This is a genomic window from Pseudomonas algeriensis, assembly GCF_048847255.1.
Taxonomy (GTDB): domain Bacteria; phylum Pseudomonadota; class Gammaproteobacteria; order Pseudomonadales; family Pseudomonadaceae; genus Aquipseudomonas.
Window position 1 is genome coordinate 243031 of record NZ_JBKKRK010000008.1, and the last position, 12731, is coordinate 255761.

General features: G+C 60.5%; 9 protein-coding genes. 5 read left to right on the plus strand and 4 right to left on the minus strand.

The genetic code is table 11. The features are described 5' to 3' along the window. Positions 1 to 4: 4 nt before the first annotated feature. The 3 genes from ACLK1G_RS14975 to uvrD all read right to left on the minus strand — a co-directional run bounded on the left by ACLK1G_RS14975 (position 5) and on the right by uvrD (position 3850). Positions 5 to 412: an SMI1/KNR4 family protein gene (locus ACLK1G_RS14975; RefSeq protein ID WP_003187120.1), complete on the minus strand. Its 408-nt coding sequence runs from the start codon at positions 410 to 412 to the stop codon at positions 5 to 7. Positions 413 to 549: 137 nt separating this feature from the next. After that, positions 550 to 1422: a Tim44 domain-containing protein gene (locus ACLK1G_RS14980; RefSeq protein WP_420766100.1), complete on the minus strand. Its 873-nt coding sequence runs from the start codon at positions 1420 to 1422 to the stop codon at positions 550 to 552. A 244-nt stretch (positions 1423 to 1666) separates the two neighbouring features. Beyond that, the gene (gene uvrD, locus ACLK1G_RS14985; RefSeq protein WP_420766101.1) at positions 1667 to 3850 is read right to left on the minus strand and encodes a DNA helicase II; all 2184 of its coding nucleotides are present in this window, start codon (positions 3848 to 3850) and stop codon (positions 1667 to 1669) included. Between the two features lie 260 nt (positions 3851 to 4110). Between uvrD and ACLK1G_RS14990 the strand changes: the two genes are divergently transcribed. The 3 genes from ACLK1G_RS14990 (at position 4111) to ACLK1G_RS15000 (ending at position 8383) form a co-directional block, all read left to right on the plus strand. Continuing rightward, complete coding sequence (locus ACLK1G_RS14990) at positions 4111 to 6975, plus strand: putative bifunctional diguanylate cyclase/phosphodiesterase (protein ID WP_420766102.1); 2865 nt, start codon at positions 4111 to 4113, stop codon at positions 6973 to 6975. 175 nt (positions 6976 to 7150) lie between these two features. Beyond that, positions 7151 to 8017: a transcriptional regulator HexR gene (hexR, locus tag ACLK1G_RS14995; RefSeq protein ID WP_003187110.1), complete on the plus strand. Its 867-nt coding sequence runs from the start codon at positions 7151 to 7153 to the stop codon at positions 8015 to 8017. Between the two features lie 156 nt (positions 8018 to 8173). Next, the gene (locus tag ACLK1G_RS15000) at positions 8174 to 8383 is read left to right on the plus strand and encodes a PA3496 family putative envelope integrity protein (RefSeq protein ID WP_420766103.1); all 210 of its coding nucleotides are present in this window, start codon (positions 8174 to 8176) and stop codon (positions 8381 to 8383) included. On the opposite strand, the gene ACLK1G_RS15005 is transcribed toward ACLK1G_RS15000, so the two are convergent. Continuing rightward, the gene (locus ACLK1G_RS15005) at positions 8325 to 9287 is read right to left on the minus strand and encodes a LysR family transcriptional regulator (RefSeq protein ID WP_420766104.1); all 963 of its coding nucleotides are present in this window, start codon (positions 9285 to 9287) and stop codon (positions 8325 to 8327) included. The two genes, ACLK1G_RS15000 and ACLK1G_RS15005, sit on opposite strands and share 59 nt — an antisense overlap. Positions 9288 to 9474: 187 nt before the next feature. On the opposite strand from ACLK1G_RS15005, the gene ACLK1G_RS15010 reads away from it, so the two are divergent. Continuing rightward, positions 9475 to 10890, plus strand: a complete 1416-nt coding sequence (locus tag ACLK1G_RS15010; protein WP_420766105.1) for an acetyl-CoA carboxylase biotin carboxylase subunit — start codon at positions 9475 to 9477, stop codon at positions 10888 to 10890. A 12-nt stretch (positions 10891 to 10902) separates the two neighbouring features. Then, entirely contained in the window at positions 10903 to 12711 is a 1809-nt protein-coding gene (gene oadA / locus ACLK1G_RS15015; RefSeq protein WP_420766106.1) for a sodium-extruding oxaloacetate decarboxylase subunit alpha, read from the plus strand. Positions 12712 to 12731: the final 20 nt, after the last annotated feature.

The window sequence follows — 12731 nt, forward strand, 5'->3', positions numbered from 1 at the left end:
AGCATCAACTTTCCAACCAGACATCCCTTGCCCAGTGCCATACCGATTCCCACGTTTCCTCGGCGATCAGCTCCTCTTCTGCCTGCCATAGCACTACCGTGCCGTCTTCCTCGACACAGTAGTAGTCATCGCCGTCCTGGCAGATCGGAATCAGGCTTCGATCAACACCGGCATCCCAGGCATTGGCGGCCACATCCGGCAGGTAGGTATGGGACTGCGGATCGGTAACGGTCACCGGCTCCAGGCTGCCGTAGACGACATCGCTGACGGTGAGCAAAAACTCCCGGAACACGAACGGAATATCGATGAACAGCTGCTCTTCGATTTCCACCAGCAAGTCTTCGTCGGGCAATTCCAATGGAACCGGTACGGGTTCGTTGGCTTCGCGTAATTGTTCGATGATTTCTTCCACGTCCGGGATCCTCTTTCTCGATGGCGCGGTTTTATAGGGCGGTTTATACAGTAGCCCGCTGTAGATGCAACCGCGAAATAGAAAACCCCGGCAAGTGCCGGGGTTCTTTTATTTCAACCTGCGAAACGCGCAAAGGTTCAACCGTTCTGGCGGATACCTGCGACCAGCCAAGGCTGGTTTTCGCCTTGGGCACGTTCCATGTTCCAGCTTTCGCTGAACGCTTCACCTTGGTCGAAGCGAGAGTCTTTCGACACGCCGACGAAGGTCAGGGTGGCGATAGTCTTGTCGGCGCGATCGTCGACGCCTTCGAGTTGTATCTGGAGGTTGTCGATGTAGGTGGACTGATAGCCATCACCCAACTCGGCCCGCTCGCGCTTGAGGAACTCCAGCAATTGCGGGGTGACGAACTCGGCGATCTTGTCCATTTCGTTTGCGTCCCAATGCTGCTGCAGGGACATGAAATGGCTGCGTGCCGCTTCGATGAAGCGTTCTTCGTTGAACCAGGCAGGTGCGTTGATCACCGGGCGCGCCACTGGAGCAGCCGCGCCACCGAAGATCGAGCCACCGGCAGGTTGTTGGTTGAACACTTCACGCTGCATCGGCGCATGGCCGGCCGGAGCGAATTGCTCCTGCTGCTTGCGACGACGGGCTGCGATGAAACGGAAGACCAGGAAGGCAATGACCGCCATGATCAGGATGTCGAAGATCTGCATGCCCTGGAAGCCGTCGCCCATGAACATGGAAGCGAGCAAACCACCGGCCGCGATACCGGCCAGGGGGCCGAGCCAGCGCGAAGCGCCGCTGGCCTTGGTGGCCGCGCCAGCAGCACCTGCCGCGCCCGCGGTGGCGGCAGTGGACCCGGCGGCAGACGTCGGCGCCATCTGGCTGGTCTGATGAGTCGGGGCTGCGCCCGAACTTTTACCACCGCCAAAACGCTTGGCGGCATTGGCGTCGATGGCCATCGTCAGGCCGATGCACAACGCCATGGCGATGCTAAGAAAACGTTTCATATAAAGGCATTCCCATTTGTGGATAGCACGCGCGCCATGTTGCACAGGTGAACTGTTGCTGGCTAGCAGCAGAGTGTTTCGGGCTTTTGCGTGACAGCCAAGGTTCAGGTTCGGCTCGCGCAAGGAGCCTTGTTCGCTTTGGGCTGTAGGAAAGGTGAACAAGTTCTATCGAAAATATTTAATGTTTCCAGAGTGATTGTGGGAGCGAGCAAGCTCGCTCCTACAAAGGGGATTACCGAGGCTTTTAGATCGCTTCCAACTTGGCATACCCCAGCATCAGCCATTTGCTGCCTTCGCTGAAGTTGACTTGGACCCGAGCCTGGGCACCGGCGCCTTCGAAGTTGAGAATCACGCCTTCGCCGAATACCGAATGTCGGACGGCCTGGCCCAGGCTGAATCCGGTTTCCGGGATGTCGCTGCCGCCAAACAGGCTGCTGGTGCCTTGTTGCTGACTGCCGCCGAACGGTCGACTGACACTGTTGGAAAGACGCACTTCCTGGATCAGACCCTTCGGCACTTCACGTACGAATCGCGACACTTTGTTGTAGGTCTCGCTGCCATACAAACGACGGGTTTCAGCGTAGGTCATCACCAGGTTCTGCATGGCACGCGTGATGCCGACATAAGCCAGGCGCCGTTCCTCTTCCAGGCGTCCGGGCTCTTCCAGGCTCATCTTGTGGGGAAACAGACCTTCTTCCATACCCACCAGGAAGACGTAGGGGAATTCCAGGCCCTTGGCGCTATGCAGGGTCATGAGCTGAATACTGTCTTCATGCTCGTCCGCCTGGGTGTCGCCGGCCTCCAGGGAGGCGTGGCCGAGGAAGGCCGACAACGGCGACAGGTCTTCATCTTCTTCGGTGTTTTCGAAGTTGCGCGCAGCGCTGACCAGTTCCTCAAGGTTTTCCACCCGGGCCTGGCCTTTCTCGCCTTTTTCAGCTTCATGGTAGGCAATCAGGCCGGACTGCTCGATGACGGTCTGGGTCATCAAGTGAAGGGGCATTTCCCCGCATTTGGCGGCCAGGTCTTCTATCAGGTCCATGAAAGCCTTCAGGGCGCCGGCGGCACGGCCGGTGACGCCTTTGTTGTCCACCAGCTGGCGCATGGCTTCCCACATCGACACATGGCTGTGACGGGCATGGTCGCGAATCGCCTCGACGGTTTTCTCGCCGATGCCCCGCGTCGGCACATTGATTACCCGCTCCAGGGCCGCGTCGTTGCCTCGTCCTTCGATCAGGCGCAGGTAGGCCATGGCGTTCTTGATTTCGGCGCGTTCAAAGAAGCGCTGGCCGCCATAGATACGGTAAGGGATCCGTTCGCGAAGCAAGGCCTCTTCAAGCACTCGCGACTGGGCGTTGGAGCGATAAAGGATGGCGATGTCGCTGCGGGCCAGGCCGGTTTTCAACGCGCTCTCGATGGTTTCCACCACATAGCGGGCCTCGTCGTGTTCGTTGAATGCGGCGTAGAGATTGATCGCCTCGCCTTCGTTGCCCTCGGTCCACAACTCCTTGCCCAGGCGACCGGTGTTGTTGGCGATCAGGGCGTTGGCGGCCTTGAGGATGCCAGCGGTGGAGCGGTAGTTCTGTTCCAGGCGAATCACCTCGGCGTCGGGAAAGTCCGCCGAGTATTGGTGGATGTTCTCGATCTTGGCGCCACGCCAGCCGTAGATCGACTGGTCGTCGTCGCCCACGACCATCAGGCTGTCGCCGCCCTTGGCGAGCAAGCGCAACCACGCGTATTGAACGGCGTTGGTGTCTTGAAATTCGTCCACCAGGACATGCCGGAAGCGCCTCTGGTAATGCTCCAGCAGCCCCGGGTGGTCACGCCACAGGTCCAGCGCCCGCAGCAACAGTTCCGAGAAGTCGATAACCCCCGCACGCTGGCAGGCCGCCTCGTAGGCTTCGTAGATGCTGCGCATGGTTGCCAGGAACAGGTCACCGCTGGCCTGGATATGCTGCGGGCGCAGGCCTTCGTCCTTCTGACCATTGATGAACCACTGAGCCTGGCGGGCGGGCCAGCGTTGTTCGTCCAACCCAAGTTCGCGAATCACGCGCTTGACCAACCGTTGTTGATCGTCGCTGTCCAGGATCTGGAAGGTCTGGCTCAGGCCGGCTTCCTGCCAATGGGCGCGCAACAGGCGATGGGCCAGGCCGTGGAACGTACCGACCCACATGCCAGCCGGGTTGATGCCCATCAACTGTTCGATGCGATGGCGCATCTCGGCGGCAGCCTTGTTGGTAAAGGTGACCGACAGGATCGAATGGGGCGAGGCGTTCTCGACCTGGATCAACCAGGCGATACGGTGCACCAGCACTCGGGTCTTGCCGGAGCCGGCACCGGCCAGGACCAATTGACGGCCCACGGAGGCAGCAACTGCCTGGCGTTGGGCATCGTTTAGGGAGTTCAGCAGAAGGGAGAGATCATCGCGCATCGAGGCATTCTAGGGTGCGGCGCCACCTCGGGCAAACCGAGCTTTGCATTGGCCGACAAAACACCGCCTGCGGACGACCGGTCAGTCAGCGCCCGTAAGCATCGGCGGGGCTCGGTTACGGTGGCCGGCGCGCAATTGGATCCGCGTTTTTTCAGTATTTTTATGAACCAGGGCAGTGTGGGATGGCCTTTGGCTTGTGTATGCTCGGTGATCGTTTCGGGCTCACCATGCTCCCCTGAATAAGAACAAGAACAACATTTATGACCTTCAATTCCGATCTGGCAGGCCCGCGTGTAGAGCCGCGGATTATCTGCAAGCAGTACGCCACGGAAATGGCGGTCGAACGCACCAGGTTGTTGTACCAGGGCTCGCTGCTGCCCACATTGTTCATGCTGATCAACGGTCTGGTCTGCGCGGCGCTGCTGTGGGAGCCTCAGCGCTATTTCCTGGTCAGCGTGTGGCTGGTCTGGTTACTGTCGCTGGTCGCGCTGCGGGTGATCCAGGTGGCCGCTTTCGATTCGGCGATACCAAGCCGCCAGGCCCACCCGGTCTGGTTGCGCATGTTTCTTCTGGGCTCGGCCATGACCGGCCTGACGCTGGCCGGTGCGGGCATCGCCCTGGTGCCGGCGGACAGTTTCCAGCAACAGGCTTGGGTGTTCGGCCTGATCGGCGCCGCGACCCTCTCTGCCAGTGTCGCTTACGCCGTGAGTCTACCGGCGTTCCTGTCCTTTACCTTGCCCTGTCTTTTGCCGGCTATCGCTTATCTTTTCTGGGGGCCGGACGAGCATCAACGTGGCTGGGGTTGGCTCGGGCTGGTGGTGCTGGTCTCGCTGAGCGTGGTGGCCTGGCAGGTCAACCGGCTGATACAGAACGGGATGTTGCGACGGTTCCAGAACCAGGCGTTGATCGAGCATTTGCAGCAGGCACAAAGCCGCGGCGCGCAGCTCAACGAGGCGTTGGCCCGGGAGGTCGAACAGCGTCGCTCCGCCGAGGCCCAATTGCGCACGGCGCAGGTTGGCCTGGAGGCGCGGGTAGCGCAGCGCAGCCTCGAACTGGAGGCGGCCAGCCAGGCCCTGGTCAAGAGTGAAGCGCGCCTGGCGTTGGCCCTCAAGGCCAGTGAGCTGGGGTTGTGGGACTGGAACCTGCAGACCGACGAGGTTCATCACACCCAGCTCAAGGAGCTGTTTGGCCTGGAACCCGAATACATCACGGCCATGCTCAGTCATCTCACCCCGCGCCTGCATCCCCAAGACCTTCCGGCGCTCAAGCGTGCCCTTGTCGAACATCTGAAGGGCCGCAGCGAGGATTACCAGATCGAATACCGCGTGCGCCACGGCGACGGCCATTGGGTCTGGATCGAAGACCGCGGCCGGGCCGTGGAGCGCAGCGCGAATGGGCGGGTACTGCGCATGGTCGGTACGCGCCGCAACATCAGCGTCAGCAAGGAGCTGGAACAGCAGCGCCAACTGGCCGCCACGGTGTTCGAGGCCGCCAGTGAGGGCATCGTGATTTTGGATCCTAATTACGCGCTGCTTGCCGCCAACCAGGCGTTTACGCGAGTGACCGGCTTCGATATCGCGGACATGCTGGGGCGCAATGTGGTTGATCTGCCTTGCAGTCGCGACGCGCGTCGGCACTATCCGGTGATTCGCCAAGCGCTCAAGCAGCACGGCACCTGGCAAGGCGAGCTGGTTGAGGCGCGCGCCAACGGCGAGCTCTACCCACAGTGGCTCCAGTTGAATGTCGTGCGGGACTCGCGGGGAAATATCAGCCATATAGTCGGTTTCTTCGCCGATCTTTCGGCGCGGCGCGAATCCGAAGAGCGGATGCGCTATCTGACCCATTATGACGAGCTGACCGGGCTGGCGAACCGCTCGCTGTTCCGTGAGCGCTTGAACGAAGCCCATCAGCGGGTGCGCCAGGGAGGACGGCGTAGCCTGGCCTTGCTGCACATCAACCTCGACCGTTTCAAACTGCTCAACGACAGCCTCGGCCATGACATCGCCGACCAGCTTTTGCAGAAAATGGCTCGGCGCCTGATCAACGCATTGCCCGAAGCCGACACCATCGCCCGGCTGTCCGGCGATGAGTTTGCGGTACTGTTCGACGCCTACGGCAATCTTTCGAGCCTGGCGCGAGTGGCGACCCGACTGGCCACCAAGCTTCGCGTGCCGGTGACGATCGATGGTCACGAACTGGTGGTCAGCGCCTCCATAGGCATCAGCCTGCTGCCGGATAACGCGCGGGAAATTTCCACCCTGGTCAGCCAGGCCAACATGGCCATGCAACACGCCAAGCACTTGGGCGGGAATAATTTCCAGTTCTACACCGACAGCCTGCAAGCCAGCACGCTGGAGCGTCTGCAGTTGGAGAACCAGTTGCGCAAGGCGTTGGAAGAACAACAACTGAAAGTGTTCTACCAACCCAAGCTATGCTTGGCGACCGGGCGTCTGAATGCCGCCGAAGCGTTGGTGCGCTGGGAGCATCCGAGCATGGGCCAGATTCCACCCGGGGAGTTTATCGGTCTCGCCGAAGAAACCGGGCTGATCGGTCCGATCGGCGAGTTCGTGCTGCGCCAGGCTTGTTGGCAGGCGTGTGAATGGCAGCGCCAGGGGCTGGAGTCCATTCGTGTCTCGGTCAACCTTTCGGTGCATCAGTTGCGCCAGGGCAAGTTGGTCAGCCTGGTGCGCCAAGTGCTCGAAGAAACCGGCCTGGCTCCGCATTATTTGGAGCTGGAACTCACGGAGAGCCAGTTGCTCGACAGCGTCGAGCACATCATCGCTACGTTCCAACAGCTGCGGGATCTGGGAGTCAAGCTGGCCATCGATGACTTTGGCACCGGTTATTCGTCCCTGAGCTACCTCAAGCGCATCCCGGTGGATTACGTGAAGATCGACCAGGCCTTCGTTCGTGGGCTGGAGGAGGGGGGCGAGGACGCGGCCATCACCCGCGCGATCATTGCCATGGCCCACGGACTGTCGCTCAAGGTTGTGGCCGAAGGTGTCGAGCGGGAGGGACAGCTTGAGTTCCTGAAGAATGAGCACTGCGACGAAGTCCAGGGTTATCTCATCAGTCGACCGGTTGGAGCCGAAGGCCTCGCCCGTCTGCTGCGGGAGCAGGGATAGGATTGGACTTGGCGTGCGCCGAGCCTGCGAGACGGCTACAAGGAGCGTCGCCCGCCAAAACAAGGGGCAACAAGGTCAATTCAGTTACGTATTGGACAGGCGAAGAGCCGATTCTTGTAGTATAACTACAAGCCTGCTACATCCCGGCACCTGCCCATAACAAGAGTCCAGCCCCTTGAACCTGTTGCAACACATTGCCCAGTCACGCCACTTGCTGCGCAAATCGGAGCTGAAAGTCGCCGATCATGTACTGCTTGATCCCGCGGCCGTGATGCACAGTTCCATGGCCGATCTTGCCCACAGCGTTGGCATCAGCGAACCAACCATCGTGCGTTTTTGCCGGGCTATCGGTTGCTCGGGTTTCCAGGACTTGAAGCTCAAATTGGCGCAAAGCCTGGCGGCCGGTGCCAGTTTCGGGCAGTTCGCTATTCATGAAGACGATTCGGTCGCCGACTATAGTCTGAAAATTTTCGACACGACGCTGCACACCCTGATGGAGGTCCGCGAGAAACTTGACCCGGTCGCGCTGCAGAAAGCCGTGACGGCAATGTCCCAGGCCCAGCGTGTCGAGTTCTACGGGTTCGGCGCCTCGGGTGCGGTGGCGGCCGACGCCCAGCACAAGTTTTTCCGGTTGCTGCTGACGGCGGCGGCTTATTCCGACCCGCACATGCAGGCCATGTCGGCCGTCACGTTGAAGCCGACCGACGTGGCGATCTGTATTTCCCAGTCGGGGCGCTCCAAGGATCTGTTGATCACTGCCAATCTGGTGCGTGAAAGCGGCGCCTCGCTGATCACCTTGTGTCCGAGCCAGACACCGCTGGCTGAGCTCTCCACCGTGAACCTGGCGATCGACGTGCACGAAGACACGGAAATCTATACGCCATTGACGTCGCGCATTGCCCACCTGGTGGTTATCGATGTGCTGGCGATGGGCGTCGCCATGGCGCGTGGCCCAAGCCTGGTCAACCACCTCAAGAGCGTGAAGCGCAGCCTTCGCAGCTTGCGGTTGTCACCCAAGTCGGTGAAGGCGCTGGACGACTGAACGAGGCCTTGGAAGTCAGGGTTTTTGGGCGAGGGAGCAAGCTTCCCTCACCACGGGGCATTTGGCCGAATTCATCGTTCTGTAACGCTCGCGCCGCCAAACCGTCATCCCTCACCGTCATCGTGAAGCTCCCGTATACGTCTTGGGAGTCTCGACATGACCCAGTCCTACGAAGAACGCAGCGCCGCCAAAACCCGTCGCCAGCAGGAAGACCAGCGCCGCATGGCGTTCCGTCGTGCCATCGAAGACCGCTATGAGCAGCGTCAGCTCCTGGCGCAAATAAGCGAATATCCTGACCTGATGGAAATCAATTGCTGGCAGGCAACGCCGGCGGTTTCCCGTCGAAACGCTCAACCAAGCCGATGATCTGCGCACGTTCGCCGCGAACGAACGCCAGAAACGCATGAGCCACCGGTGACAGGCGCTTGGCCCGGGCCTGTACAAGGCACCAGCTGCGATACAGCGGCAGCTCCTCCACCGGCAACTCGATGAGCGCGCCGGACGACAATTCCCGACTCACGGCGTGGCGCGTCAAGAGCGCCACGCCCAGCCCGGCCACCACGCATTCACGCTGGGCTTCGGCAGACGCCACCTCCAGCGTCTGGGTGAAATGCACCCGTTTCTCCTTGAAATATTCCTCACAGGCCAGCCGCGTGCCTGAACCCGGCTCGCGCAACAGCTGCGTATAGGGTTCCAGGTCTTGCAAGCGCAATGAGCCCATGTGGCACAGCGGATGATCGGGCGGCGCCACCGCAACGATGGGATTATTGAGAAACGGCAGAAACTCCAGGCCCATGTCCTGGGGCACCATGGACATGATCACCAGGTCATCCCGGTTATCCGAAAGCCTGCGGATGACTTGGCCGCGATTGACCACCGTAAGGTTCAGGTTGACCTCTGGATGCTGGCGCTTGAACGCGGCGAACAGATGCGGGACGAAGTACTTGGCGCTGGACTCCACCGCAAGCTTCAGCTGGCCTTGCAGCGAGCCCTGCATGTCGGAAAGCTGCATATCGAGGTTTTCCAAACGACCGAAGATATCCCGGCTGGCGCGTTGCAGCGCTTCGGCGGCTTCGGTCATGTAGAGTTTTTTGCCGACATACTCAAACAACGGCTGGCCGATCAGCTCTTCCAGGGATCGAATCTGTAGGCTAACGGCCGGTTGCGTGAGAGACATTTCATCCGCCGCACGGCTGTAGGACCTCAGATCGCACACCTCATTGAAGATTTGCAGCTGACGCAACGTCATACGCATCAATGACTTACGCATTTTTCAAGCACTCTGGTCCGAGACTGATCATCCAACTATAAGTGTTTGCTTATGCGTGACCCAATAATTATTCATTTTTGTTAATCCCCAGCCAGGACTAGTGTGGGGCTGCGACCAATTGTTACATCTGGTCACGCGTCGGCCTGGATCCCAGGCCGTGGTATCACCGGCTCAAGGGAACCTCCAATTGATAACAAAGATCCTGATCGCCAACCGTGGTGAGATTGCCGTCCGCATCGTGCGCGCCTGCGCCGAGATGGGCATTCGCTCGGTCGCGGTCTACTCCGACGCGGACCGCCATGCGCTGCATGTCAAGCGTGCGGACGAGGCCCACAGCATTGGCGCCGATCCGCTGGCCGGTTACCTCAACCCGCGCAAATTGGTCAACCTCGCCGTGGAAACAGGCTGCGATGCCTTGCACCCCGGCTATGGCTTTCTGTCGGAAAACGCCGAGCTGGCAGATATCTGCGCTGAACGCGGAATAAAATTCATCGGTCCGTCGGCGGAAGTGATTCGGCGGATGGGCGACAAGACCGAAGCGCGCCGCAGCATGATCAAGGCGGGCGTACCGGTGACGCCAGGCACCGAAGGCAACGTCGCGGGCATCGAAGAAGCCTTGGCCGAAGGCGACCGAATCGGTTACCCGGTAATGCTCAAGGCTACGTCCGGTGGCGGCGGTCGGGGTATCCGTCGCTGCAACAGCCGCGAAGAACTCGAACAGGCCTTCCCGCGTGTCATCTCCGAAGCCACGAAGGCGTTTGGATCGGCGGAGGTGTTCCTCGAAAAATGCATCGTCAATCCCAAGCACATCGAAGCGCAGATCCTGGGCGACAGCTTCGGCAATGTGGTGCACCTGTTCGAACGGGACTGCTCGATCCAGCGCCGCAACCAGAAGCTGATCGAAATCGCCCCCAGCCCGCAACTGACCCCCGAACAGCGTGCCTATATCGGCGACCTGTCTGTGCGCGCCGCCAAGGCTGTCGGTTACGAGAACGCCGGTACCGTTGAGTTCCTGCTCGCCGAAGGCGAGGTGTACTTCATGGAGATGAACACCCGGGTCCAGGTAGAGCACACCATTACCGAAGAAATCACCGGTATCGACGTGGTGCGCGAGCAGATTCGCATCGCCTCCGGGCTGCCGCTGTCGGTCAAGCAGGAAGACATCCAGCACCGCGGCTTTGCGTTGCAGTTCCGCATCAACGCCGAGGACCCGAAAAACAACTTCCTGCCCAGCTTCGGCAAGATCACCCGCTACTACGCCCCGGGTGGCCCGGGCGTGCGCACCGACACGGCGATCTACACCGGTTACACCATTCCGCCGTTCTACGATTCGATGTGCCTGAAGCTGGTGGTCTGGGCGCTGACCTGGGAAGAAGCGATGGACCGCGGCTTGCGGGCCCTGGATGACATGCGCCTGCAAGGGGTCAAGACCACCGCCGCGTATTACCAGGAAATCCTGCGCAATCCGGAGTTCCGCAGCGGCCAGTTCAATACCAGCTTCGTTGAAAGCCATCCGGAATTGACCAACTACTCGATCAAGCGCAAACCCGAAGAGCTGGCCCTGGCCATCGCCGCCGCCATTGCCGCCCACGCAGGCCTGTAAGGAATCATGACAATGTCCAAGAAGATCCACGTAACCGACACAATCCTGCGCGACGCCCACCAATCGCTGCTCGCCACTCGCATGCGCACCGAAGACATGCTGCCGATCTGCGACAAGCTCGACAAAGTCGGCTATTGGTCGCTGGAAGTCTGGGGCGGCGCAACCTTCGACGCCTGCGTGCGCTTTCTGAAGGAAGACCCGTGGGAGCGCCTGCGCCAACTGCGTGCGGCGCTGCCCAACACCCGCCTGCAAATGCTCCTGCGCGGCCAGAACCTGCTGGGCTACCGCCATTACAGCGACGACGTGGTCAAGGCGTTCGTGGCCAAGGCTGCGGTCAACGGCATCGATGTGTTCCGTATCTTCGATGCGATGAACGACGTGCGTAACCTGCGGGTCGCCATCGAAGCGGTGAAGGCTGCCGGCAAGCATGCCCAGGGCACCATCGCCTATACCACCAGTCCGGTGCACACCATCGAAGCATTCGTGGCCCAGGCCAAGCAGATGGAAGCCATGGGTTGCGACTCGGTGGCGATCAAGGACATGGCCGGGCTGCTGACCCCCTACGCCACTGGCGAATTGGTCAAAGCCCTGAAAGCCGAGCAATCGCTGCCGGTCTTCATCCATTCCCACGACACCGCCGGCCTCGCCGCGATGTGCCAGCTCAAGGCTGTCGAAAACGGCGCCGATCACATCGATACCGCGATCTCCAGCTTCGCCTGGGGCACCAGCCATCCAGGCACCGAGTCGATGGTCGCCGCTCTCAAGGGCAGCGAATTCGACACCGGCCTGGACCTGGAACTGCTGCAGGAAATCGGCCTGTACTTCTACGCCGTTCGCAAAAAATATCATCAGTTCGAGAGTCAATTCACCGCGGTGGACACCCGCGTCCAAGTCAACCAGGTTCCGGGTGGAATGATTTCCAACCTGGCCAACCAGTTGAAAGAGCAGGGCGCACTGAACCGCATGAACGAAGTGCTGGCGGAAATCCCACGAGTACGCGAAGACCTCGGCTTCCCGCCGCTGGTGACCCCGACCTCGCAGATCGTCGGCACCCAGGCGTTCTTCAACGTATTGGCCGGTGAGCGCTACAAGACCATCACCAACGAAGTGAAGCTCTACCTGCAAGGCGGATACGGCAAGGCACCTGGCGCGGTGAACGAGAAGCTGCGTCGCCAGGCCATCGGCAGCGAAGACGTGATCGATGTGCGTCCCGCCGACTTGCTCAAGCCGGAAATGACCCGGTTGCGTGGTGAAATCGGTGCCTTGGCCAAATCCGAGGAAGACGTGCTGACCTACGCGATGTTCCCGGACATCGGACGCAAGTTCCTCGAGGAGCGTGAAGCCGGCACCTTGACCCCCGAAGTACTGCTGCCTATCCCAGAGGCTGGCAGCGTGAGCTCCGCTGGCGGCGAAGGTGTACCAACCGAATTCGTCATCGATGTCCACGGCGAAACCTATCGCGTCGACATCACCGGCGTAGGCGTCAAGGCCGAGGGCAAGCGGCATTTTTATCTCTCCATCGATGGTATGCCGGAAGAGGTCGTGTTCGAACCGCTCAATGAGTTCGTCAGCGGCGGCAGCAGCAAGCGCAAGCAAGCCACCGCGCCGGGCCACGTCAGCACCACCATGCCAGGCAACATCGTTGATGTGCTGGTCAAGGAGGGCGACGTGGTGAAGGCCGGCCAAGCAGTGCTGATTACCGAAGCCATGAAAATGGAGACCGAAGTCCAGGCCGCCATCCCAGGCAGGGTCACGGCGATTCATGTAGCCAAGGGCGACCGGGTCAATCCGGGCGAAATCCTGGTGGAAATCGAAGGCTGATCCGAACAGCCGCGATATAA

Bases quoted from the DNA above. Each gene is read 5' to 3' on its own strand.
- ACLK1G_RS15005 (WP_420766104.1), bottom strand. From the start codon at position 9,287: ATGCGTAAGTCATTGATGCGTATGACGTTGCGTCAGCTGCAAATCTTC.
- oadA (WP_420766106.1), top strand. From the start codon at position 10,903: ATGTCCAAGAAGATCCACGTAACCGACACAATCCTGCGCGACGCCCAC.
- ACLK1G_RS15000 (WP_420766103.1), top strand. From the start codon at position 8,174: ATGACCCAGTCCTACGAAGAACGCAGCGCCGCCAAAACCCGTCGCCAG.
- uvrD (WP_420766101.1), bottom strand. From the start codon at position 3,850: ATGCGCGATGATCTCTCCCTTCTGCTGAACTCCCTAAACGATGCCCAA.
- ACLK1G_RS14990 (WP_420766102.1), top strand. From the start codon at position 4,111: ATGACCTTCAATTCCGATCTGGCAGGCCCGCGTGTAGAGCCGCGGATT.
- ACLK1G_RS14980 (WP_420766100.1), bottom strand. From the start codon at position 1,422: ATGAAACGTTTTCTTAGCATCGCCATGGCGTTGTGCATCGGCCTGACG.